This window comes from Microbacterium sp. WCS2018Hpa-9 (assembly GCF_031843745.1).
GTDB lineage: Bacteria > Actinomycetota > Actinomycetes > Actinomycetales > Microbacteriaceae > Microbacterium.
Genome location: NZ_JAVTIY010000004.1, coordinates 199,742 through 222,846 on the forward strand (window position 1 = coordinate 199,742; position 23,105 = coordinate 222,846).

Below are 23,105 nucleotides of genomic sequence, written 5' to 3' on the forward strand. Positions count from 1 at the left end.
CGGCGCGCCCATAGGGGCGAAGGTCCCCCGGTGCGCTGCTCAGTCGCCTTTGTGTTTCCGCTCGGAACCGTAGACGGCCGCCTGGGTGCGGCGTTCCATGCCGAGTTTGGCGAGCAGTCCGCTGACGTAGTTCTTCACCGTCTTCTCGGCGAGACCGAGTCTGGTTCCGATCTCACGATTGGTCAGGCCGCCGGTGATCAGGTCGAGCACCTGGGTCTCACGCATCGTCAGGTCGAAACCGGCCGGTTCGGTGCTCCGCGGGTTCGGCCGGATGGCAGTCACCCCACGCTGCAGCACCTCGGAGGACTGGATCGAGCTTCCGGCAGCGGCGCGTCGAACGGCGTCGATGAGCGCGCCACTGCGGATGTCTTTGAGGACGTATCCGTTCGCGCCGGCCAGGATCGCCGACCGCAGAGCGTCGTCATCGTCGTAGGCCGTGAGGATCAGGCACGCGATCTCCGGATGCGTGGAACGGATGTCGCGACACAGGGTCACCCCGTCGCCGTCCGGGAGCCGGACGTCGAGCACGGCGACGTCGGGCAGGGTGGCATCGATTCGCCGAACTGCTTCGTGAAACGTGCCTGCTTCCCCGATCACCGAGAGATCACCCTCCGCGTCGATCAGCTGTGCGATTCCGCGCCGAACGATCTCGTGATCATCCACCAGAAAGACGCGGATCATGATTCTCCCGACTGGCCGCTGCCGCCGACCGGCGCTGTCCATTCGATGCGCGTCCCCGTGGGCGACTCTGCGGTGATGGTGCACAGGCCGCCTCGAAGCCGGGCGCGTTCGGTGACGTTCGCCAGTCCGCTCAATCGCGTTCCGCCCGGAATGCCACGGCCGTCGTCGATCACCGTGAGAACGACGACGCCGTCGGCGACCTCGACGGCCACTTCGACATGATGAGCCTGAGCATGCTTGACCGTGTTGGTCAGACACTCGCGGAGCACTGCGACGAGTTCGTCCGCGAGCGGTGCTTCTATGAGCGAGTCGAGCGGCCCCGAGAAGGTGATGCGGGGGGTGGATGAGAGGCCAGTGGAGACTTCAGAAACGGTGTCGAGCAGGCGATCGCGGGTCCGCTTCTGGCTTCCGCGCTCACCTGCTCCCAGCGCGAACACGACGGTCCGGATGTCCTTGATCGCGGCGTCGATCGAGTCGATCTGCGTCTCGAGGACCGTGGATGCTGCGGCGTCGACCGTCCCCGACACCGCCTGAAGCGACAGACCCGCCCCGAAGAGGCGCTGGATGACGTGATCATGCAGGTCACGCGCTATCCGGGCACGATCTCGGTTCGTCTCCAGGCGCCGTCTGTCCTCTCGAGCTCGGACGACTTCGATGGCGACGCTGGCCTGTCCGGCGAACGCGAAAGCAAGGTCCAGGTCCGCGTCGGTGAATGCAAAGGCTCCCAGCCTGCGAGAGAGCGTGAGAACACCCAGTGGCTCGGCGCCGCTGTAGAGCGGGATGGCGACGGTGGGACCAGACCCCGGCTGCCAGTCGACCGGCGCCTGGTCGGCGTCAGCGCCGCCCTCAGCGTCGGCGTCTCCGACGACGCTCGCCGCCCGCTGCGTTGCAAGCGCTCTGGCCGCGAGAGTTCCGGCTGCGGGGAAGACACGCCCCCGCAGCGCAGCTGCACCAGCGCCGTGCACAGTGGTGACGCGGAGATCATCCTCTCCGTGCGGCACAGCGATGACCACCAGATCGACATCGATCAAGGCACCGACGCGCTCGGCGATGACCTCGAGCACGCTCTCGTCGGAGACTTCGAGCATCGCGGCCATCACGTCGGCGGTCGTCTCGCTCCAGATCTCGCGGGTCTTCGCGAGGTCGTACAGGTGCGCGTTCTCGATGGCGATTCCCGCCGTGGCCGCAAGGGCGACGACCAGCCTCTCGTCCTCCTCGGTGAACGGACCCCTGTCCCCCGACGTCAGATAGAGGTTGCCGTAGACATGGTCGCCCACGCGCACCGGAACCCCGAGGAAGGCATCCATCGGTGGGTGGTGCTCGGGAACGCCCGTGGAGCGGGAGTCCTCGGCGAGGTGAGGGACTCGAATCGGTGCGTGTTCGGTGATCACCGCCCCGAGGAGTCCGTGCCCGGCGGGCGGGTGCCCGATCCGCTCCACCGTGGCTGCATCCATCCCCACGTGGATGAAGCGCTCGATGCCACCATTTCGGGCGATGACGCCGAGAGCACCGTAGGGTGCATCGACCAGCCTCATCGCCGCCTCGACGATCCTGCGGAGCACGACCTCGAGATCCAAGCGCTCGACGATGGAGGCGTTCGCGTCGAGCAGATCTCGGAGCCTGCGTTGTGCGAGTGCTGCGTCGGCGGCCTCATCGGCCCGCCGTGAACGATCGGACATCGCTGCCTCCCGTCGTCGCGAGTCTATCGAGCGATCAGTCGACCGGCGCGGTGTTCGGCACGATGCAGATCGGAATCGAGGAATGGGTGAGCAGCTCGTGGATGACCGATCCGAGCAGAGCGTCGGCCAGGAGGCCCCGATGAGGCGCGCCGACGACCAGCAGCGAGGCGTCCCGTGCACGCTCCAGGAGAACCTCAGCAGTGTCCCCATGAGACAGGACCTGCTCGACATGCACGTCGGGATGCTCGGTGCTGGATCTGAGAGCAGCGCTGCGGAGAGTCTTCGAATGCTCGGCCCTCACCTGAATCGGTGATGCCCTGAGCGAGATCGGCCCCTCGATCCGCGGAACCGGCATCTGCCAGGCGTGCACCATCGCCAGCGACGCACCGATGACGTCCGCGTGCCCGGCGGCTTCGGCGATGACCCTCGAGGACGTCTCATAGCCGGAGAATCCGACGACGACCGAAGCCGCCGAGGGCGTCCAGTGGGCCGGCACGATCACGATCGGGACCGCGGTTCTCGCCAGGTGTCGCAGGAATCGTACGGACAGCATCGAGTTCGCCGCACCGTCACGGTGCGCACCGACGACCAGAAGATCGGCTGCAGCCGCCTGCTCGAACAGGGAGCCCGGCATGTTTCCCCCCGCCCTTCGAGAGGTGACGTCGCAGTCAGGTGCGCTGTCGAGCACTCGGAGTTCGGCGCTGCGCAGTGATTCGTCGAGCCGGGAGTCGTCCGACACCAGGCTGCCTCCGATCGCGACGATCTCGATCCGAGTCGCGCCGCGGGCGGCTCTCTCAGCCGCCCAGTCCACCGCCACGAGCGACGCGTCGGTTCCGTCGAAACCCACGACGATGGTCTTCATCAGGCCTGCCATCCTCCCGCACAGCTGCGGCTCTCTGCCGTTTCTTCAGACGAGCCAGCGGTTGCGCTGCACGAAGGGGAACGCCTTCCACCGTCGACCGAATCCCCAGGTGTCCCCGGCAGCAAGAGCGGCGATGACGATGAGGGACAGGGCGTAGATGACGTGGTAGTCGACCAGCGGGTTCGTGGAGGCCGCGTTGGCGCCGAAGGGCCACTCCGCGAGGTACATCGCGATCATGAGCAGGGAGCCGACGACGGCGCTGATACGAAGCCCCACACCGAGAATCACGGCCAGTCCGATCGCGAGCATCGCGACCATGAAGAGCACATCGCTGACGGGGCTGGCGATCGCGGCGAAGAACGGCTTCAGCGGACCGATGACCGAGTCGCTGTTGAGGAATCCCTGGCTCGGCGTTCCGCCGGAGATCCACGCCCGTTCCGGCGGGGTCGCGTAGCCGAGGCCGAACGTCTTGTCGAGGAACGCCCAGAGGAAGATGAAGCCGGTCGCCAGCCTCAGCACTGCGAGCCAGCGGCGCCCGCCCGGAGTTGTCACGATGTGAGCCTCATCGCCCTCGGCGGCGTTCGCGAGTTCCGTCGAGTGCGCAGGCGGGGTGTGCAGAGCAGTCATGGCGAATCCTTCGCGTAGTGCCGCAGACGAGACGCCGCGACGGGATATACCCACCCTCCGGTGTCCGCGCGCTCGCGACCAGGGCCGAAGGTCCCGGCGCGCAAAGCCGCCAAAGATTCCGTGACCAAACCGTTGCATTCGTTATCTCGCCGTTATAGAGTGATCGCACGGTGAATGTTTGCTGTGGCATACACCGCATGTGATTGCAGGACACTCTTGGTGCAAGGGACAAGGGCCGGTCGGGAGCCTCTCCGACCGGCCCTTTACTGTTCGCACTACGCTGTTCACCATGACCGATCGAAAGCTCGCCGTTGAGGCGTGGGAGAGCCTGTTCCGCGCGCAGCACGAGTTGTTCACCGAGATGAACGCCGACTTCGATCACACCGACCTCGGTCAGGCCGAGTACGACGTCCTGCTCACCGTGACGCGCTCCCCCGGCATGTCAGCTCGCCTGCGCGATGTCACCGCGAACATGCTGATCAGCCAGCCAAGTGTCTCTCGCCTCGTCGACCGCATGGTCGCCCGCGGCCTCGTCTCGAAGTGCCCCGACCCCGACGACGGGCGCGGTGCGCTGATCAGAGCAACGGATGCCGGCGTCCGTGAGTTCCGAAGCGTCGCCACGGTGCATGGGCGCTCGATCGCCGAGCGGATGTCGCGTCTCGACGACGCAGAACTGAAGACGCTGCGCGATCTGGCGGAGAAGCTCCGCGCGCGCTGACCGACGCGCAGGTCGTTCCCGAGGCGACGCGTTCCCGAGTTGTCGACACCCGCGACGGCATCCCCCGATCTCTGGCAGGGTGGAGCGTGAACGCCCGCGCGGCCGCGTCGGCATCCAAGACCGCCCCCTCGGGGGGAACCAGGGAGGTCATCCATGGAGATCGCCGGAATCGTAGGCATCCTCATCATCGTCGGGATCGGCATAGCCATCGCTATCGTCGTCCTGCTCATCCTGCTGCTGTTCGCACGCAGCTGGATCAAGGTCGCGCGCGCCGATGAGGCGCTCGTCATCTCGGGACGCAAGCAGAAGGTGCAGCTGGCGGTGCTCGGGGCCGACGGCACGAGCCGTGACGAGATGTCGGAGTCGCCCGTCACGGTCATCGTGAACGGCAAGTCGCTCGTCAACCCGATCACGCAGCGCCACGAGATCATCTCGCTGCGCTCGCGCCAGGTCTCGCTCAACGCCGAGGCCCAGTCACTCGACAGCGTCACCCTGAACGTCGACGGTGTCGCGATCGTGAAGATCGGGTCCGACCCCCTTCTGGTGCGCCGCGCTGCCGAGCGTTTCGCCTCGCAGGACGCCGCGATCGAGCAGTTCACAACCGAGCAGCTCGAAGGTGCCCTCCGCGGCATCGTCGCCACGCTGTCGGTCGTCGAGCTGATGCGCGAGCGCAAGAAGTTCTCCGATCAGATCGCCGCCGACGTCTCGCAGGAGCTCGCCGAGCAGGGCCTGATCCTCGACTCGTTCCAGATCAAGGGCATCACCGACGCGGTCGGCTACATCCAGTCGCTCGGTGCTCCCGAGATCCAGGCGAAGCGTCAGTCCGCCGAGATCTCGCAGACCAACGCCGACCGGGCGATCAACCAGAAGAACATCTCGAACCAGGAAGCCAACCTGATCGAGCAGACCGCGCTCGACACGAACACGGCGAACTCGAACGCCGGCATCGGCCGTGCGCGTGCCGAGGCCGAGCAGGCAGAGAACCTCGCCCGCGAGCAGGCCCAGCAGGCCGTTCTGCAGCAGCAGGCCGAGAACCGTCAGGCTCAGCTCGACGCCGACGTCAAGCGCGTCGCCGACGCCCAGCGATACGAGGCCGAGACCCGCGCTCAGGCCGAGCTCTACACGCGTGAGCGTGCCGCAGAGGCCAGCGCGATCGAGCAGGTCAAGCAGGCCGAGGCTCGCACTCGCATCGCCGAGCAGCAGGCCCAGGCCGACAGGGCCAAGGCCGACGGTGAAGCCGCAGCCGCGATCGCCCGTGCGACGGGTGAGGCAGACGCGCTGCGGGCACAGGCCGAGGCCGAGTCCGAGGCACGCCGCCTGCGCGCGAACGCCGAGGCAGACGCCATCCGTGCCGAGGGTGAGGCGCGAGCCGCAGCCGTCGAGGCAGAGGCGAAGGCCATCGCGTCGAACCAGGACGCGTTCCTGTCGCAGCGGGTTCTCGACACCCTGCCGTCGATCATGGCCGAGTTCTCGAAGGGCTATGCCGCGATCGGCAACGTGTCGATCATCGGAGGCTCGGGCGATGCCGGCGCCTCGGACGTCGTCGGCGCCGATAGTGCGAAGGCGCTGAAGTCGGTGTTCGACACGGTCAGCGCGGCCACGGGCCTCGACCTCGCGTCGATCATCCAGGGTCAGGCCGTGGGCCGTGGCATCGGCGAGGGCGTGGCCGCGGCCACTGCTCCGGCGATGCGCCAGTCGACCCCGACCACTCCGCCGCCGCCCGCACCGCCGGCTCCCGCAGCGGAGTAGCCAGCCGACAGAACACAGCGGATGCCGCGGCCGGGTCGGTCGCGGCATCCGTCGTCTCCGGAGTCGTAGACCGGGCAGACTGGAGGCATGCCGCCCGCCGCCTTCGACCTCGCCGCCATCGGCGCGGGCCTCTCGTTCGCGGCTGCTCTCGACGAGCTCTCGACCGCCCTCGACGAGGGCGGATCCGTGGTCGTGAGTGCCCCGCCGGGCACGGGCAAGACCACACTCGTGCCGCCGCTCCTGGCATCGCGGTCAACCGGACGAGTGATCGTCACCCAGCCGCGCCGCGTCGCCGCTCGGGCGGCCGCTCGGCGCCTCGCGCAGCTCGACGGCTCGCCCATCGGCAGCCGCGTGGGCTTCACCGTGCGGGGCGAGCGTTCGGCGGGACCGCAGACCCGGGTCGAGTTCGTCACCGCCGGAGTGCTGCTTCGGCGCATGATCGACGACCCAGGACTCGACGGCGTGGATGCCGTGATCCTCGATGAGGTGCACGAGCGCGCACTCGAGACCGATCTGCTGATCGGCCTGCTCTCCGAGGTGCGCGAGCTGCGGGACGACCTCGTGGTCGTCGCCATGTCCGCCACGCTCGATGCCGCGCGCATCGCGGCAGTTCTCGGCACAGACGACCTTCCCGCGGCGATCGTCGACCACGACGTCCCGGCTTTCCCGCTCACCGAGCGCTGGGCTCCGAGCCCGACGCCGCGCCTCGACGAGCGCGGAGTCACCTGGGGGTTTCTCGATCACGTCGCCCGCACCACCGCATCAGCGGCCCTCGACCTGCACCGCGAGAACCCCGACGCCGACGTGCTGGTGTTCGCACCGGGCGCCCGCGAGGTGTCGGAGATCGCCCGCCGTATCCGTGACGCGAGCCACGCATTCGACGTGCGGGAGCTGCACGGCCAGATCCCCGCTGCCGAGCAGGATGCCGTGATCTGCGGCCGTGGGCCGTCAGACCCTCCGCGCATCATCGTCACGACATCGCTGGCCGAGTCCTCGCTCACGGTGCCGGGAGTCCGTCTGGTGGTCGACAGCTGTCTCTCGCGGCAGCCGCAGCGCGACGCGACCCGCGGCATGACCGGTCTGGTCACGACTGCCGCGTCGCGCTCGTCGTGCGTGCAGCGAGCCGGTCGAGCCACGCGCCAGGGCTCCGGCGTCGTCATCCGGTGCGTCGACGAGCGCTCCTATGCGGCGGCCCCTGCACGCCCCGCCCCGGAGATCGCGGTGACCGACCTCGCGGATGCCGCTCTGCTGCTCGCCTGCTGGGGCGCTCCCGGCGGCGCAGGTCTGCGGATGATCGACCCGCTGCCCGCAGACAACCTGGCTGATGCCCTCTCGGTGCTTCGTGGTCTCGGTGCGATCGACGACGAGGGTCGCGCCACCGCCGATGGCCGAGCTCTCGCACGGGTTCCTGCCGACCCTCGCCTCGCGCGCGCTCTCCGCGACGGCAGCCCGGTGGTCGGCAGCCGGCTCGCGGCCGAGGTCGTCGCGGTGCTCGGCGGCGACCTGCGTATCGCCGAGGCCGACGTCGCGCAGGCGCTCATCTCTCTGCGGGGCGGACGCACACCGGATGCGCGCCGATGGCGTGACGATGCGAATCGACTCGAGCGCATGGTCCGACAGGCACCGGACGCGCGATCGGGCCTCGACGGCGTCGGCCTCGTGATCGCTCTGGCGTTTCCCGAGCGGATCGCCCATCGCGTCGAGCGCACAGCCGAGGGGGCGACATTCCTGCTGGCATCCGGAACCCGGGCGGGAGTGCGTGGTCCGCTCGGGGCTGTCGAGTGGCTCGCCGTCGCCGACGTCGCCCGCGCCTCTGCACGGGCGGCTGCCGGCTCGGGCGCGATCATCCGATCGGCCGCCGTGCTCACCGAGGCGCAGATGGAGCGCGCGGCGAATCATCTGATGACCGACCGCGTCGAGGCAGAATTCACGGCCGGGCGCGTCCAGGCGCGCCGGGAACGCCGCGTCGGCGCGATCCTGCGTTCGTCCTCGCCTGTGCGGGCGTCGGCCGAGGATGGGCGCGACGCCGTGCGCCGCGCGATCCGGCGCGAGGGGCTCGGCATGCTCACCTGGTCTGACACGGCGGCAGCGCTGCGCCGTCGGCTGGGGCTGCTGCGGCGCGAGCTGGGCGCGCCCTGGCCTGATGTGTCGGATGCCGGGCTGCTCGACGCTCTCGACGAGTGGCTGGCTCCCGAGCTCGATGCGCTGGCCGGTGGCACGCCTGCGGGGCGGATCTCTCTGTCGTCGCCGCTGCGCCGACTGCTGCCGTGGCCTGAGGCAGCGCGACTCGACGAGCTGGCCCCGGAGCGCCTCGAGGTGCCCAGCGGCTCGCGCATCCGCATCGACTACCCCGAGCCCGACGACGCCACCGCGCGGCCGGTCGTGGCCGTGAAGCTGCAGGAGTGCTTCGGCTGGGCAGCGACCCCTCGACTGGTCGACGGGCGGGTGCCGGTGCTGTTCCATCTGCTGTCGCCCGCGGGGCGTCCGCTCGCGGTCACCGACGACCTCGCCTCGTTCTGGTCCGGTCCGTACGGCCAGGTGCGCGCCGAGATGCGGGGGCGCTACCCGCGGCACCCGTGGCCCGAGGACCCCTGGGCCGCCGTGCCCACGAAGCACACCAAGAACCGCGCCGCGCGCTAGTCGAGCAGGTGCCGCAGATACCGCGGCGGGTCCTGCAGGAACGACCGCCAGTGGTTGACCAGCTCGAGATCGTTCCACTCGGCGGGGCGGATGCCCCACTCCCCCACTTCGAGGATCTGCGCTCCCGGGAACGCCGCGAGCACCGGTGAGTGCGTGGCGCACAGCACCTGGCCGCCGTCGTCGACGATGCGCTGGAGCACGGCGATCAGCGCGAGCGTCGATTGGAACGACAGCGCGGCCTCTGGCTCGTCGAGGCAGTAGAAACCGGGCGAATCGAAACGGCTGTCGAGCAGCGCGAGGAACGACTCGCCGTGGCTCATCTCGTGGAACGGGACGTCGCCGCGCGACGAGGGGTTCTCTTCGAGATATGTGTAGAACGAGTGCATCGTCTCAGCCCGCAGGAAGAAACCCCACCGGTCGGCACCGACACCTCGCTGCAGCTGGAGCCATTCCGACAGCGGCGACTCGGTCGGGCGGGTGCTGTGCATCGCCTGCCTCGACCCACCCTCCGGCGAGAGCCCGTAGGCGACCGCGATCCCCTCGACGATGGTCGACTTGCCGCTGCCGTTCTCCCCGACGAGAAACGTGACTCCGGGTGCGAGATCGATCCCCTCGCGCAGCACCTGCGCCACCGCGGGGATCGTCGTCGGCCAGAGCCGCCCTGGCGCGGGCGCATCGCTGTTCGCCCGCACGGCGACGATCGGCTGCTCACGTCGTCGTCGGCTGCCCGGTTTCCAGATCGAATCCATCAGCACCTCCCTGGAAGGAGGCTAACGGCCACCGCCGACACGACGATTCAGTTCAGCACTCGATGACGTTGACCGCGAGGCCGCCCTCGCTGGTCTCCTTGTACTTGGTCGACATGTCGATGCCGGTCTGCCGCATGGTCTCGACCACCGCATCGAGCGAGACGTAGTGACTCCCGTCGCCGCGCAACGCGAGGCGCGCCGCGGTGACCGCGGTCGACGCCGCGATCGCATTGCGCTCGATGCACGGGATCTGCACGAGGCCGCCGATGGGGTCGCAGGTGAGTCCGAGGTGGTGCTCCATCGCGATCTCGGCGGCGTTCTCGATCTGTCGGTTGGTGCCGCCCATCACGGCCGTCAGCCCTCCGGCTGCCATCGCGCAGGCCGAGCCGACCTCGGCCTGGCATCCGCCCTCCGCACCCGAGATCGAGGCGTTCGCCTTGAACAGCGACCCCAGCGCCGTGGCGGTGAGCAGGAACCGCCTGATGCCGCGGCGACGGTTGGCGTCGGCGACAGCATCGTCGTCTTCGGCCTGCGCCGCGTCGATCGCCTTCGTGCCGTCGAAGCCGAGCAGCGCGCTGCCGACCAGCTCTCCGTAAGGCGTCACGGCGTTGCCTGCCCCGAGCCCGGAGTCGGCGAGGAACCGCCACCAGTACATCGCGACGGCGGGGAGGATGCCGGCGGCACCGTTCGTCGGAGCCGTGACGACCCGACCGCCCGCGGCGTTCTCCTCGTTCACAGCCAGCGCGAAAGCCCCCAACCACTCGCCGGGCAGCTCGCGATGACCGTCGGCCTCCGCCTCCTCGAGCTGGGCACGGATCATGCTCGCACGCCTCTTGACCTTGAGCATGCCGGGCAGCACGCCGTCGGAGTGCAGTCCGTTCTCGACGCACGCGGCCATGGCATCCCAGATCGCATCGAGCCCGGCGGCCACCTCTTCTTCCGGGCGCTCCGCGGTCTCGTTCAGTCGCGCGATCTCGGCGATGGACAGCCCGTGCTCATCGCACAGCGCGAGCAGTGACGCGGCATCGGCATATGAATACGGCAGCGGGGCCGAGGCGAGCTTCGCGTCTTCTCCATCCCGACGGATGAACCCGCCGCCGACGGAGTAGTAGGTCTCCTCGGCGACGACGCCCCCGGCGGCATCCCACGCGGTGATCGTCATCGCGTTCGGGTGACCGGGCAGGCGGGTGCGGGGCTCGAACACGATGTCCGTCTTCGCGAACGGGATCTCGTGCGCGCCGTCGATCCGCAGCGTCGCGCCCTCGCGAAGGTCAGTCCAGGCGGACCGCACGTCAGCCGGATCGCAGGTCTCGGGAGCCAGGCCGCGCAGCCCCGCGACGACCGCATCGGGGGTGCCGTGCCCGATTCCGGTGGCGCCGAGAGAGCCGTACAGCGTGCATCCGATGCGCGCGACGCGATCGATCGCTCCTGTCGAGCGCAGGCGATGGGCGAACTCGAGCGCCGCCCGCATCGGCCCGACCGTGTGGGAACTCGAGGGGCCCACTCCGATGGAGAAGAGATCGAAGGCCGAGACGTACGCTGTCACCTCCTCAGCCTACGTCGTGGGCGCGCAGACGGGTCGGGGCACCGCCGTCAAGGCCCTTCTCGCTGCCGAATCAGAGCCCGATCCTGAGGGGGTATCCGACGCGAAAGGGACGACCATGACGAACAGCACGCCCGACCAGGATCCGACCTCCGACCTCGACCCTGAGGCGCAGGCACCGACCCCGACGCCGTCTTCCGGCGACGCCGGCGAGTTCAAGGATGTGGGGAACACCGCCGAGAAGCCGGCCGAGGCCGACTCCCCCGAGGACGCGGACCCTTCTGAGGTTCCGAGCAACGACGAACTCGAAGAGCCGAGCACCGAGAAGGAGCCCTCCGAAGAGCCCAAGGCCCCCGCGCGCAACGACCCCGAGCCCGACCATGAAGCGGTCGGGATCGGGGTCGTCGACGGTCCGGAGACCGACGAGGGCGACTGAGCGACTCCTACCTCGCTCTGCCACCCGGCCGCTCCCGTCGCGATGCACCCTGCGACGGGAGCGAGTTCGGAAAGGGCTACTCGACGAGCTTGCCCTCGGTGTCGACCTCGCGCATGAGCTCGGCGATCTCGGCGGGGATCTCGGGAATCGACTCGTGCGTCACACCGCCGGTGGGAGACCAGACGAGGTTGACCTGCAGCGTCGGGTCGGTGTCGGGGTAGTCGCTGCGGTTGTGGCATCCGCGCGTCTCCCGACGCTCCAGCGCCGCCTCCATCGTGGCGCGAGCCGCGAGCGCCGACGCCTTCAGGTCGAACGCGTGGGCGAGATCCTGGAAGCCCGCGATGTCGGGGTGGATGCCGATGTCTTCCATGCGCCCCTCGATCATGTCGAGTTCGGCGAGCCCGGCCCGCAGACCCTCTTCCGACCGCACGACGCCGGCGTGCTGGGTCATCGTGTTGCGGATCGCCCGCTGCAGAGCCCGCACGTTCTCGCGGCCGTCTGCGGCGAGCAGGTCATCGATCTCGGCTCGCGCCTGCGCCACCGCATCCGCCGACCGGCGCTGCGCGTCGAGACCCGCCGCGTGCGCCATCGCCGCCTGACCGACGATGCGCCCGTAGACGAGCAGTTCGATCAGCGAGTTGCCGCCGAGACGGTTGGCTCCGTGCAGACCGCTCGATGCTTCGCCGATCGCGTAGAGGCCGTCGACGTCGGTCTGGTGGTCGTCCGGACGCACCCACACGCCGCCCATCGAGTAGTGCGCGGTGGGCGCGATCTCGATCGGGTCGGTGGTGATGTCGAGCATCTGCAGCTCCATCATCGTCTGGTAGACGCGCGGCAGTCGGGTCATGATCGTCTCGCGCGGCAGGTGCGAGACGTCGAGCCAGACGCCGCCGTTCTCGGTTCCTCGCCCCTCGGCGATCTCGGTGTATGCGGCGAGCGCGACACGATCTCGGGTCGAGAGCTCCATGCGCTCGGGGTCGTACTTCGACATGAACCGCTCGCCGAGGGCGTTGCGCAGGATGCCGCCCTCGCCGCGTGCCGCTTCGGAGATCAGGGTGCCCGCGGCGTTCTCGGGCTCGATGATGCCAGAGGGGTGGAACTGCACGAGCTCGGGGTCGCGCAGACGCGCGCCAGCCTCGACCGCGAGACGGAACGAGTCGCCGGTGTTCTCGTCACGGCGCGACGAGGTGCGACGCCAGATGCGGTTATGGCCGCCCGCCGCGAGGATCACCGCATCCGCATGGATGAGGTACCGCGTGCCGTCTGACTGGTCGAAGCCGTAGGCACCGAAAACGACGTTGTCGCGGACGAGCAGACGGGTGATGTAGACGTGGTCGAGGATCGGCACCTCGAGCTGCTCGGCCTTGGCGACGAGCGTGCGCTGGATCTCGAGGCCGGTGTAGTCGCCGGCGAATGCCGTGCGACGGAAGGTGTGTGCGCCGAAGAACCGCTGCGAGATGCGCCCGTCGTCTTCACGGGCGAAGTCCATGCCCCAGCGCTCGAGATCGCGGATGCCGCGCTCGGCGCCCTGCGTCACGATCTCGACCGTGTGGGGGTTGGCGAGCAGGTAGCTCTCCTTGATGGTGTCGGCGGCGTGCTGCTGCCAGCTGTCGCCTTCGTCCATCGTGCCGAGTGCGGCGTTGATACCGCCGGCGGCGAGGGAGGTGTGGGCATCCTGTCGGGGGCGCTTGCCGACGGCGAGGACGTCGATGCCGTGCTCGGCGACCTCGATCGCCGCCCGCAGCCCGGAGCCGCCGGTGCCGATGACCAGGACCGTGGTGGAGATCTGACGTTCGCGAGTACTCATGCATTTCACGGTAGTTAGGCCCACCTAATAACTCCAATGCATTGTTCTACTGGTATCGATACACTGAAAACATGAACCTCGAGCAGCTCCGCGGGTTCGTCGAGGTCGCCCGCCTCGGCCACTTCACCCGCGCCTCCGAGCACCTGCATCTCGCGCAGCCGTCGCTGAGTCGACAGATCTCGACGCTTGAGCGCGAACTCGGCGCCGAGCTCTTCCACCGCGCACGCGGACACATCGGCCTCACCGCGGCCGGAGAGGCCCTGCTCCCCCGCGCTCAGCGGATGCTCGCAGAATCCGACGCGATCCGCGAGGAGATGGCCGAGCTTGCAGGGCTCCGCCGCGGACGCGTGCGCCTCGGAGCGCCGCCGACCCTCTGCATCAGCCTCGTCGCCGAGGCGATCAGCACCTTCCATGCTGCGCACCCCGGCGTCGACCTGCACCTGACCGAGAGCGGGTCGAGGCTGCTCGTCGATCAGCTGGCCGTCGGGGCCGTCGACATCGCGCTCATCACGGAGTCGGAGGGACCCCCGCCGTCGGGTTTCAGCCTGACTCGGATGCCGCTGCTCACCGAGGAGCTCGTGGTGGTGTCTGCTGCCTCCGAGCCTCCGGTGTCGACCTCGTCGATCATGAGCCTTGACCATCTCGCGACCCTGCCGCTGATCGCCCTCGACGAGACCTATGAGCTGCGGGCGACCACCGATGCGGCCTTCCGCTCGGCGGGGCTCACTCCGACCTTCGTCCTCGAGGGCGCCGAGATGGATGCGCTGCTCCGCTTCGTCGAACGCGGGGTCGGTGTGGCCGTGGTTCCGGCGATGGTGCTGCTCGACCAGCCGGCCCTGCGATCGGTCAGGATCTCGCACCCGATGATGCGGCGCACGGTGAGCCTCGCCCACCGTGCCGACGTCACGCCCGCTGTCGCGGTCGCCGCGATGCGCCACGTCATCGTCGGCACCGCGGCAGAGGTCGCCCGCCGCGACCCGGCCATCACGAGCCTGCTCGACTGAGCCTGCTCAGTCGGCGAACGCGCGCGTGAGCCGGACCACCAGCAACCCGACGGGCACGATCAGCCCCAGGTAGGCGAAGACCAGCCCGACGATGGCCGCGGCACGGAACGCGCCGTGACGCCGCACGGAGGCATGTCCGATCAGCGCAGCGGCCGCGGCGATCGCGATCGCTATGAGGTACCCCACGATGCCGCTCGGCACGGCGAACATCGACACGATGGCGAGCACCCCGCACACGAGGGCGGTGACATGCCACACCCTGTTGTTCTGGGCCTGCTCGGGAAGCGTCATGGCACGAGCCTACCGAGCCGCATCCTTCGCGACCCGGCCATCACGAGCCTGCTGGACTGAGGCAGGTCAGGCGTCCTCGTACTCGTCGGGCGACCACTCCTCGCGCCAGTCGATGATCGGCCGGTCGCCGTCGAAACGGATCGGCAGCCAGACGTAGTCGGCGATCGACGTGTCTACGTAGGCGAACTCCTCCATCGGCTCGTCTCCGTCCTTGCCAGGGGCGAAGTGCTCGATCCTACGTCCTTTTAGGTGTTGGTCGTGCGTTCACGGCGCGGTCGACGAATCGACCGGGTCAGCCAGCGCCACACCGAGCGATCCTCACCGCTAACCGGAACTGTCCCCACTCGCCCTGGAGTTCCCGAGCGGCTGAACACGATGCTGAGCACCATGAACTCGGAGCTTGAGCGACTAGTGGATGCGGGAAGACTTTGACCCTAAAGCACGGGTTCAAGGCGGGCGCGGAACGAACGGCCAAGCGCTACCGCCAGGAACTCTCCCTCTCGTCTGCCGATCCGCTCGACCCACGGGCTCTCGCAGGCCATCTCAACGTGGCCATCGTCGACGCAGCAACACTCGTACCCCTGGCTGAGCTCGAGGAACTGGAGCGCATCCAGGCGTACGCCTTCTCCGCGGCAACGTTCGAGGTGCGCGACCGCAAGATCATCGTCGTAAACCCCATTCGCGGACGCGGACGACAAAGCAGTGACATCGCCCACGAGCTTGCCCACATAATCCTGGAACACGAACTTTCCGAGGTCCGCGAGTTGGCCGGAATGCCATTTCGAACATGTAAGCCGGACGAGGAAGAGGAAGCAACCGCCCTCGGCGGTACTCTCTTGCTCCCGCGCGACCTGCTCGTCTCGGCGGCACGCCGAGGAGCCAGCATCGATGCGATCGCGGATCAGTACTCTGTCACGGTAGAGATGGCACGATTCCGGTACAACACGACTGGTGTCGCCAAGCAGATCGCACCTGCCCGTTCACGCTGACTACTTCAGTCGCAGCTTCAGACCTAGCGCCTGCGCAATCTCGGTCACCGTCGCGGTCGTCACGTCGCGCAAGCGACGGGCACAACCCTGGATTGGCTCGCAGAGGGTCTTAACACAGAAGTCCCCGCCGCTAATGCGACGGGGACTTCTGGTGGTGATGTGCGCCCGAAGGGACTCGAACCCCTAACCTTCTGATCCGTAGTCAGATGCTCTATCCATTGAGCTACGGGCGCTCCTGGACCGCTCAGCGGGCCGTAGAACAGCCTACAACAGACGCGACGTGAAAGCGAAACGAGGGCTCACTCGTCACCGTCGGGCGTGTTCTGCTTCTTCTTGCGCTTGGCCTTCGCACGCTGCAGAGACGACAGAGCCTGCAGATCGACGAGGCGCAGCGCCTGCATCCGCGCCTCGCGCATCCGTTCGTAATCGGGATCCTGATCGGGCCGCATGCCCTCGACACGCAGTCGACGATCGAGGTTGTGCCGCACATCGGCCCAGGCGCCCTCGCGGGCCTCTTCGACGATGACGCGCAACGCGGCCTCGTCCTCCATCATGTCGCGCAGCTTGGTCGCGACCCCGTGCGACTGCTTGGCCCGCCGACGCAGGTTGCGCACGTCGCGGTCCCGGTAGTCATGGGTGCCCGAGGGGTCGGAGTGACGCCCGCGAGCGCGCTTGCGCAACTCGGTCATGTTGCGCTCGACCTCTTCGGACTCTTCAGCCATCGCCCGCAGCGCTTCGCGCGCATCGGCGATGTACTTGTCCGTGTCGAAGACGCCGTTCTCGGCGATCGTGCCGATGAGGATGTGATTCTTCACGGCGAGGCGCGCCGCAGCGGTCGCGATCGCGACGCCTTCTGCGATGGCATCTGCAGTTCGTCCCACCGCTACCTCCTTGCTTCGAGCGTACCGGTATCGCTCCCGGATGCAGTGGGCCAGAATGGATCGGAATCGGGTCTCCATGACCTGCTCCACGACCGGCTGCACGCCCGATCGCCGCCAGGAGGGATGCGATGAAGCGTCTCACGCTCACCGGAAGCACGACGGTCATCACCGGCGCTGCGAGCGGGATGGGCGCCGACATCGCCCGGCTGCTCGCCCGCCGACGCGTGCATCTGGCACTCATCGATCACAACGCCGAAGGACTCGCCGCCCTCGCTGCCGAACTCGAAGGCGCGACCGTCACCACGCACGTCGTCGATCTGCGCGACGACGATGCCGTCTTCGCCGCGGCTGAGGAGATCACCACGACGCACCCGCGGGTGAACGCCCTGATCACCTGCGCAGGCTCGTCGATGCTCGGCGATCTCAATCAGCTGACCATGGAGGAGATGCGCTGGCTGACCGATGTGAATCTCTGGGGAACTGTGTCGATCACGAAGGCGCTGCTGCCCGCGCTGCGTTCGGCGCATGCCGCGCACATCACGCACCTCGCGAGCGTGTATGCGCTGGCCGCGCCCGCCGGACGCATCCCGTACTCCCTGAGCAAGTTCGCGGTGCGCGGGTTCTCCGAGGCGCTGCGACACGAACTCGAGGGCACTTCGGTGACGGTCGGCGCGGTCTACCCCGCCGGCGTGCGCACGGGCATCATCCTGCACGGACGCTATGCGGCGGCGATCGACCCGGCGGTCGCCGCGCGCGCCGCGAACGCGCAGGCGGCGATGTACCACACCGAGCCGACGGATGCCGCCGCGCTGATCGTGCGGGCGACGGAGCGTCGCCGTGCACGGACGATGGTCGGGCGAGAGGCGCGTCTGATCGATGTGCTCACACGCCTCGCGCCGACGGGCTACTGGCGGGTCATGCGCCGCCCCCTGCGCGAGGCCATCGACACGACCACTCCGATCGCCTGATTCAGCGGACCGCGCCGACCCAGATCCCCGACGCCCACGCCTGCTGCGCGCTGTCGCACCCGATGGACCCGGGATAGCCGCGCACGACCGCCATGCAGTTCGCGAGGAACTCCGGGTCTCCCCCGAAAGACGAGTAGTAGGCGTCTGAAGAGGTCAGCGCACCCCAGACCCGGAACTGGTAGATGTGGGCGAGCTCGTGCGCCATCGCCCAGTTCAGCCGGTCGGCGCTCCAGTCCACGATGTCGGCCCGGTACTTGATGTAGCCGCTGCTGTTCGCGCACGCCGGCGCGGTGCCTCCCCCACACGAGGCCGATTCGTAGAGGCCGACTCCCCCGCCGCCGACCCGGTCGAGGGCGGCGCGCACCCGCGCGAATCCATCCGGCCCGCTCGATGACCAGGCAGGACCCGACGGTGCCGCGTATTGCGCCGCCTCCCAGCTGCCGATGTCCTGACCCACCCTGTCGATGAGGGCGTGCACCGTGGCAGTGGCGGCGACCACCGTCGCCGGGTCTTTTCGCTCGGCGAGGACCGACGCCTGGGCCGACATCGCAGCAGCCCGGTGCGCCGACGTGTCGATCTTGCCGTCGGCTCCCTCCATGGCGACGCGCAGCGCGGCGATCTCAACGACGAACGCCGGCCGCACCTCGAGCACGGCGTCGCGCGCAGCGATGTCCTTCTCGGCGATCGCGATCGATCCTTCGAGATGATCGGTGCGCATCTGCGCCGTGCGAGTCGACTGCGCGAGCGACTGCAGCTCGGCGATCACCGCCGCCCTGTCCTCGTCGAGAGCGACGGCGCGAGAGACGACGCCCGCACCCAGCATCAGTGCGGCGACCAGGGCGACAGAGAGGACCCGCCGGATCACCGAGGTCCCCTCATGGCAGGAAACCCGAGGTGTCGGAAAGCAGCGTCTCCTGTTCGGCGATGGTCGTGCGCAGCGCGGTCAGCTGGCCAGCGAGGCGAAAGTTCGCCTCGCGAGCGACGTCGAGCCGCTCTTCGGCCTGCACGACAGCAGCCCTCGCCTCGGCGAGTGCATCCACGCGTTGCTGATCGGCAACAGCGATGAGCACCGTTCCACCGAGGAGCAGCAGGCCACCGGCGACGACGGCGACAGCTCTCATATCGCTCCCCAGGACACGACGACATTCCGGAACGATTCCGTAGGGCCAATATATCCCCGCGGGAGAGGACTCTCCACACCGGTGCGAGGCAGGCGGCAGGGCGAGACCTACCGGACGCTCAGATCGAGTACGCCTGATCGCTCAGGCGCCGTTCCGCGGCTTCCTGACCGCTGGCGAGGTGACGGGGGATCATCCAGCGGAGGGTGTCGGTGTCACGAGCCTCGACCGCTTCGAGAATCAGGCGATGCTCTTCGGCCATCGCGAGCAGATCGTCGTGCTGACCGAAGAGCCAGCGCAGGCGCGTGACGAACACCCCGATGAGTTCACTGAGCATGTCGTTGCCGGCGAGCTCGGCGGAGATCTCGTGGAATTCGCCCGCCGCGATGCGGGCGGCTTCGACCTCGCCGGCGGATGCAGCGGCGAGCTCGCGCTCGTAGGCGGCCCGGAGCCGCGCGAGGCCCTCGTCGGTGTGGCGTTCGGCGGCGAAGACGAAGATCAGGGTCTCGATCGCCTCGCGGACCTCTCCGAAATCCTGGATGTCTCGACGCGTGAACTCCCGCACCACCGCCCAGGTGCGCGGGCGGGCGACGACCACTCCCTCGCCGACGAGAGTGCGGATCGCCTCGCGCACGGGCAATCGCGACACGTTGAGCTCGGCCGCGATGTCCCGTTCGATGAGACGTGATCCCGGGGCGCGCCGACCGAGCACGATGTCATCTCGAAGAACGCGCGTCACTCGCACCGACTCGAGCTCGCCGGTAGTCCCCACCCCCGCCATGCCGGAATTATGTCACTCGGGGAACCGTCCGACAAGTTTGGTATCCCAACGGAACGCATATGTTACGGCTCCGGCGCGTCATCGAAAGCGGACACGAGCAAAGAAGAGCGGATGCCGCGGCATCCGCTCTTCTTTGCCGTCGCGTCAGGGCAGACGGTTCGCGATCGCGATGTTCGCCGTCAGCTCGTCGGCGTTCTGCCGCACGACGTACGCCGGCCGGTCACGCTCGACCCGCCAGGACTCGCTGAGAGGGCCGACGTTGACCGTGTCGAAGCCGGCCTCATCGTAGAAGCGGGTGACGAAGGCGACGGCCTCGGCATCGTCGCCGGCTGTGGCGAGCGCGCGCCGATCGGCTGTGCCCGCCGGCGAACCGTCGGTCGTGATGTCGGCCGCGAAGATGTGGTTGAACGCCTTCGCGATGCGCGAGGTGGGCAGCTGCGCCTGCAGAAGCTCGGACGTGGTGGTCTCACCGCGGTCGAGGGCGTCGATGTGTCCGTCGCGCTCGAAGTAGTAGTTGTTCGTGTCGAGCACGATCTTGCCCGCGAGCTGTTCGACGGGCAGCTGGCCGATCTTGCCGAGGGGCACCGTGACGACCACGGCGTCGCCCGCGGCGGCGGCTTCGGCGGCAGTCGCGGCCGACGCCCGATCACCGAGTTCTGCGACGAGATCTGCGAGGGTCTCCGGTCCGCGCGAGTTCGCGATCACGACGTCATAGCCGTTGGCCACGGCGACCCGTGCGACCTGGCTGCCGATGTGTCCTGCACCGATGATTCCGAGACTAGTCATTCTCGGGCCAACGCGTGCGGGGCGCTGCTATTCCCTCATGACGCCGCGTGTCGCCGGTCACACCGAGAGCAGGAACCGCTCCTCGACCCGTCGGTAGCCGAGGCTCTCGTAGAGGCTGATCGCCGAGGTGTTGAAGCCGAAGACGTGCAGCCCGATCGAGTCGGCGCCCAGCCGTGCCGCCTCGTGCTCGGCCGCGAGCAAGAGGTCGCGACCATAGCCCTTGCGACGCTGATCGCTCGCGATCTCGATGTCGAGAATGAACGCGTGCGGACGCCCGCCTCGGCGGCGCACGCCGATCCACAGCACCCCGATCTCGGCGTCGTCCACGTGGGCGGTGAACAGCTCCTGCCCCTCCGACTCGACGCCGTCCGGAAGCTCGAGCAGCATCTGCCGGTGCGACTCGATCGCGGCATCCTCTGCCGAATACCGCCCGGACGCCGCGAGATCCTCGGCGAAGGCCGCTTCGGATGCCGTGGCGAAGCTCGTGAAGCGCTCGGGCGTCATCGGCGTCACGACAAGGCCGCCGGATGCGCGGGGCGCACGAGACGGCAGCGGTTCGAGAAGCATCTGGATCGACGCGACCTCGAACCCCCGCCCCTCGACGAAGGCGCGGCCCGCGGTGTCGGAGGAATGCAGCGCGACGCTCAGGCGACCGACCTGCTGCCTGCGGGCCAAGGACCTGAGCTCGTCGAGCAGGTCGTCGAGCTGTCGGCGACTCGGCTCGATCGCGAACGCGAGATCGACGATGAACAGCACCCCGTTGTTCGCGGCGAGCCAGACAGTGCCGACACGGGTGTCGGCGTCGTCGATCGTGAGGATGAGCGAGGTCGCGGTCTCGTGCCCGGCCGGAAGCAACTCGCTGAGGATGCCGTCGACGTGTGCGACGGCATCGTCGCCGACGAACATCCCCGACTCTTGGCGCAGCGTCACGAGCCGCGCCCGAGTGGCCTCGAGCCAGTCGTCGAAGTGGTCTGCGCTGAGCGGTGTCAGATCGAGAGGCATGATTCCATCCTGCACCGCATGGCGCCGAAGCTCACGCCTTGTGGAGTGCATCCTCCACGGCGACCCACGCCAGCATCGCGCATTTCACCCGTGCTACGTAGCGCGAGACGCCCCCGAGGGCGGCGGCGTCGCCGAGCAGCTCCTCGTCGGGTTCGATCTTGCCCCGCGAGCGCATCGCCTCGCGGAAGGCGGCGATGCGGATCTCGAGCTCGTCGACCGTGAGGCCCTCGGCGAGCTCTGCGAGCAGAGACGCGGATGCCTGCGAGATCGCGCATCCGTGGCCTTCCCACGCGAGCGCCTCGATGCTGCCGTCGTCAGCGCGATGCACCTGCAGGGTGACCTCGTCACCGCAGGTCGGATTCACTTGATGCGACTGCGCCGCGATCTCGCCGCGCAGCCCGAACCCGTGCGGGGTGCGGGAGTGGTCGAGGATGAGTTCCTGATACAGGTTCTGCAGGTCGCTCATGCGCCCCTCCGGAAGAAGTCGATGGCACCCTGGACGCCGTCGATCACGGCGTCGATCTCGGCCTCGGTCGTGTACAGATATGTGCTGGCCCTCGTCGACGACGTGATGCCGAGACGACGGTGCAGCGGCTGGGCGCAGTGGTGCCCCACCCGCACGGCGATGCCGCGATCGTCGAGAAACTGCCCCACGTCGTGCGAGTGGATGCCGTCGACATCGAAGCTCGCGAGCCCGACGCGCGGCAGGTCGATGTCGGCACCGAGCACACGAACCCCGTCGATGGCCGTGAGACCGTCGACGAGACGCCTGCCGAATGCCGCTTCATGTGCGGCGATGCGTGGCATGCCCACCGCGGTCAGATAGTCGATCGCCGCGGCGAGCGCGACCGCCTGCGAGACCCGCTGCGTGCCGGCCTCGAATCGCTGCGGCGGCGGCAGATAGGCGGCCTCGGTCGTGGTGACCGTCGTGATCATCGAACCGCCCGTGAGGAACGGGGGCATGGCCTCGAGCAGTTCACGTCGCCCGTAGAGGGCGCCGATGCCCGTGGGGCCCAGCATCTTGTGCCCCGACAGCACGGCGAAGTCGACGTCGAGCGCGTGCACGTCGAGCGGCAGATGAGGTGCCGACTGGCAGGCGTCGAGCACCACCATCGCATCGACCGCACGGGCCAGGGCGACAAGCTGCTCGACGGGGTTGATCACGCCGAGCACGTTCGACACATGGGTGAAAGCGACGAGCTTCGTGCGTTCGGTGATGAGGTCGGCTGCCGCATCGAGTCGGAGCGCGCCGTCGTCGTCGAGCGGGATCACCCGCAGGGTCGCTCCCGTGCGAGCCGCGAGCTCCTGCCACGGGATGAGATTCGCGTGGTGCTCCATCTCGGTGGTGACGATCTCGTCGCCCTCGCGCAGCCGAAGACGCTCGGCGGCTGCTCCCCCGCGTCCGAGCGACGCGTTCGAGATCGAGTAGGCGATGAGGTTGAGGGCCTCGGTGGCGTTCGACGTCCACACGATCTCACCCTCGTCGGCGCCGACGAATCGGGCGACGGTGGCACGCGCATCCTCGAACACCTCGGTGGCCTCGGCGGCCAGGGTGTGTGCGCCGCGATGCACAGCGGCGTTCAGCGTCGAGGCGAACTCACGTTCGGCGTCGAGCACGGCGAACGGACGCTGCGAGGTGGCACCCGAATCCAGATACGCCAGGGGATGCCCGTTGACCTCGGTCTGCAGAATCGGGAAGTCCTCGCGCAGGCGCCGCACCTCGGCATCCGTCAGGGGACCGTCGCTCAGCGGGGCGATCACGTCGGCTTCGCGAGAAGTGCTCATCCTTCTAGC

24 protein-coding genes and 1 tRNA gene are annotated in these 23,105 nt (G+C 68.5%); 7 read left to right on the forward strand and 18 right to left on the reverse strand.

Annotated features, from left to right (window positions below):
* Positions 1 to 39: 39 nt before the first annotated feature.
* Genes RQG82_RS10295 through RQG82_RS10310 form a run of 4 tightly spaced genes read right to left on the reverse strand, consistent with a single transcriptional unit; the run spans position 40 to position 3,849 of the window.
* The gene (locus RQG82_RS10295) at positions 40 to 681 is read right to left on the reverse strand and encodes a response regulator transcription factor (protein WP_311258994.1); all 642 of its coding nucleotides are present in this window, start codon (positions 679 to 681) and stop codon (positions 40 to 42) included.
* The gene (locus RQG82_RS10300; protein WP_311258995.1) at positions 678 to 2,360 is read right to left on the reverse strand and encodes a GAF domain-containing protein; all 1,683 of its coding nucleotides are present in this window, start codon (positions 2,358 to 2,360) and stop codon (positions 678 to 680) included. The genes RQG82_RS10295 and RQG82_RS10300 overlap by 4 nt, the downstream gene beginning before the upstream one ends.
* A gap of 34 nt (positions 2,361 to 2,394) precedes the next feature.
* Positions 2,395 to 3,222, reverse strand: a complete 828-nt coding sequence (locus RQG82_RS10305) for a universal stress protein (protein WP_311258996.1) — start codon at positions 3,220 to 3,222, stop codon at positions 2,395 to 2,397.
* Positions 3,223 to 3,267: 45 nt separating this feature from the next.
* On the reverse strand, positions 3,268 to 3,849 hold the full coding sequence (locus RQG82_RS10310) for a DoxX family protein (RefSeq protein ID WP_311258997.1): 582 nt from the start codon (positions 3,847 to 3,849) through the stop codon (positions 3,268 to 3,270).
* A gap of 289 nt (positions 3,850 to 4,138) precedes the next feature.
* On the opposite strand from RQG82_RS10310, the gene RQG82_RS10315 reads away from it, so the two are divergent.
* From RQG82_RS10315 to hrpB, 3 genes are all read left to right on the forward strand, one after another.
* Positions 4,139 to 4,567 (forward strand): MarR family transcriptional regulator, encoded by a 429-nt coding sequence (locus RQG82_RS10315; RefSeq protein ID WP_311258998.1) that lies wholly within the window; start codon positions 4,139 to 4,141, stop codon positions 4,565 to 4,567.
* A 153-nt stretch (positions 4,568 to 4,720) separates the two neighbouring features.
* Positions 4,721 to 6,316 (forward strand): SPFH domain-containing protein, encoded by a 1,596-nt coding sequence (locus tag RQG82_RS10320; RefSeq protein WP_311258999.1) that lies wholly within the window; start codon positions 4,721 to 4,723, stop codon positions 6,314 to 6,316.
* Positions 6,317 to 6,403: 87 nt separating this feature from the next.
* The gene (gene hrpB, locus RQG82_RS10325; RefSeq protein ID WP_311259000.1) at positions 6,404 to 8,956 is read left to right on the forward strand and encodes an ATP-dependent helicase HrpB; all 2,553 of its coding nucleotides are present in this window, start codon (positions 6,404 to 6,406) and stop codon (positions 8,954 to 8,956) included.
* Here hrpB and RQG82_RS10330 read toward each other — a convergent pair.
* Positions 8,953 to 9,705, reverse strand: coding sequence for an AAA family ATPase (locus RQG82_RS10330; RefSeq protein WP_311259001.1), 753 nt, complete (start codon positions 9,703 to 9,705; stop codon positions 8,953 to 8,955). The genes hrpB and RQG82_RS10330 overlap by 4 nt on opposite strands.
* 52 nt (positions 9,706 to 9,757) lie before the next feature.
* Positions 9,758 to 11,251 (reverse strand): L-serine ammonia-lyase, iron-sulfur-dependent, subunit alpha, encoded by a 1,494-nt coding sequence (locus RQG82_RS10335; RefSeq protein ID WP_311259002.1) that lies wholly within the window; start codon positions 11,249 to 11,251, stop codon positions 9,758 to 9,760.
* 115 nt (positions 11,252 to 11,366) lie between these two features.
* On the opposite strand from RQG82_RS10335, the gene RQG82_RS10340 reads away from it, so the two are divergent.
* A complete protein-coding gene (locus RQG82_RS10340) occupies positions 11,367 to 11,684 on the forward strand; it encodes a hypothetical protein (protein ID WP_311259003.1) in 318 nt (105 codons plus the stop codon).
* Between the two features lie 76 nt (positions 11,685 to 11,760).
* Here RQG82_RS10340 and RQG82_RS10345 read toward each other — a convergent pair whose 3' ends face one another.
* Positions 11,761 to 13,491 (reverse strand): FAD-binding protein, encoded by a 1,731-nt coding sequence (locus tag RQG82_RS10345; protein WP_311259004.1) that lies wholly within the window; start codon positions 13,489 to 13,491, stop codon positions 11,761 to 11,763.
* A 71-nt stretch (positions 13,492 to 13,562) separates the two neighbouring features.
* Here RQG82_RS10345 and RQG82_RS10350 point away from each other — a divergent pair, with 71 nt between their 5' ends.
* Positions 13,563 to 14,495, forward strand: a complete 933-nt coding sequence (locus RQG82_RS10350; RefSeq protein ID WP_311259005.1) for a LysR family transcriptional regulator — start codon at positions 13,563 to 13,565, stop codon at positions 14,493 to 14,495.
* Positions 14,496 to 14,501: 6 nt separating this feature from the next.
* Here RQG82_RS10350 and RQG82_RS10355 read toward each other — a convergent pair whose 3' ends face one another.
* The gene (locus RQG82_RS10355) at positions 14,502 to 14,786 is read right to left on the reverse strand and encodes a hypothetical protein (RefSeq protein ID WP_311259006.1); all 285 of its coding nucleotides are present in this window, start codon (positions 14,784 to 14,786) and stop codon (positions 14,502 to 14,504) included.
* A 66-nt stretch (positions 14,787 to 14,852) separates the two neighbouring features.
* Positions 14,853 to 14,981: a hypothetical protein gene (locus RQG82_RS10360; RefSeq protein ID WP_311259007.1), complete on the reverse strand. Its 129-nt coding sequence runs from the start codon at positions 14,979 to 14,981 to the stop codon at positions 14,853 to 14,855.
* A 353-nt stretch (positions 14,982 to 15,334) separates the two neighbouring features.
* Here RQG82_RS10360 and RQG82_RS10365 point away from each other — a divergent pair, with 353 nt between their 5' ends.
* Complete coding sequence (locus RQG82_RS10365) at positions 15,335 to 15,775, forward strand: ImmA/IrrE family metallo-endopeptidase (RefSeq protein WP_311259008.1); 441 nt, start codon at positions 15,335 to 15,337, stop codon at positions 15,773 to 15,775.
* A 160-nt stretch (positions 15,776 to 15,935) separates the two neighbouring features.
* On the opposite strand, the gene RQG82_RS10370 is transcribed toward RQG82_RS10365, so the two are convergent.
* Both RQG82_RS10370 and RQG82_RS10375 read right to left on the reverse strand, forming a co-directional pair.
* Positions 15,936 to 16,008, reverse strand: a tRNA-Arg gene (locus RQG82_RS10370).
* 66 nt (positions 16,009 to 16,074) lie between these two features.
* The gene (locus RQG82_RS10375; RefSeq protein ID WP_311259009.1) at positions 16,075 to 16,656 is read right to left on the reverse strand and encodes an asparagine synthase; all 582 of its coding nucleotides are present in this window, start codon (positions 16,654 to 16,656) and stop codon (positions 16,075 to 16,077) included.
* Positions 16,657 to 16,784: 128 nt separating this feature from the next.
* Between RQG82_RS10375 and RQG82_RS10380 the strand changes: the two genes are divergently transcribed.
* The gene (locus RQG82_RS10380; protein ID WP_311259010.1) at positions 16,785 to 17,624 is read left to right on the forward strand and encodes an SDR family oxidoreductase; all 840 of its coding nucleotides are present in this window, start codon (positions 16,785 to 16,787) and stop codon (positions 17,622 to 17,624) included.
* A gap of 1 nt (position 17,625) precedes the next feature.
* Here RQG82_RS10380 and RQG82_RS10385 read toward each other — a convergent pair whose 3' ends face one another.
* From RQG82_RS10385 to RQG82_RS10415, 7 genes are all read right to left on the reverse strand, one after another.
* The gene (locus RQG82_RS10385) at positions 17,626 to 18,489 is read right to left on the reverse strand and encodes a hypothetical protein (RefSeq protein ID WP_311259011.1); all 864 of its coding nucleotides are present in this window, start codon (positions 18,487 to 18,489) and stop codon (positions 17,626 to 17,628) included.
* A 10-nt stretch (positions 18,490 to 18,499) separates the two neighbouring features.
* Entirely contained in the window at positions 18,500 to 18,745 is a 246-nt protein-coding gene (locus RQG82_RS10390) for a hypothetical protein (RefSeq protein ID WP_311259012.1), read from the reverse strand.
* Between the two features lie 118 nt (positions 18,746 to 18,863).
* Complete coding sequence (locus RQG82_RS10395; protein WP_311259013.1) at positions 18,864 to 19,523, reverse strand: GntR family transcriptional regulator; 660 nt, start codon at positions 19,521 to 19,523, stop codon at positions 18,864 to 18,866.
* 144 nt (positions 19,524 to 19,667) lie between these two features.
* The gene (locus RQG82_RS10400) at positions 19,668 to 20,309 is read right to left on the reverse strand and encodes an NAD(P)-binding domain-containing protein (RefSeq protein ID WP_311259014.1); all 642 of its coding nucleotides are present in this window, start codon (positions 20,307 to 20,309) and stop codon (positions 19,668 to 19,670) included.
* Between the two features lie 57 nt (positions 20,310 to 20,366).
* Positions 20,367 to 21,311 carry a GNAT family N-acetyltransferase gene (locus RQG82_RS10405; RefSeq protein WP_311259015.1) on the reverse strand — a complete coding sequence of 315 codons (945 nt, stop codon included), beginning with the start codon at positions 21,309 to 21,311 and terminating at the stop codon, positions 20,367 to 20,369.
* A 31-nt stretch (positions 21,312 to 21,342) separates the two neighbouring features.
* Complete coding sequence (sufU, locus tag RQG82_RS10410) at positions 21,343 to 21,777, reverse strand: Fe-S cluster assembly sulfur transfer protein SufU (RefSeq protein ID WP_042537106.1); 435 nt, start codon at positions 21,775 to 21,777, stop codon at positions 21,343 to 21,345.
* Entirely contained in the window at positions 21,774 to 23,096 is a 1,323-nt protein-coding gene (locus RQG82_RS10415) for a cysteine desulfurase (protein ID WP_311259016.1), read from the reverse strand. The genes sufU and RQG82_RS10415 overlap by 4 nt, the downstream gene beginning before the upstream one ends.
* Between the last annotated feature and the right edge of the window lie 9 nt (positions 23,097 to 23,105).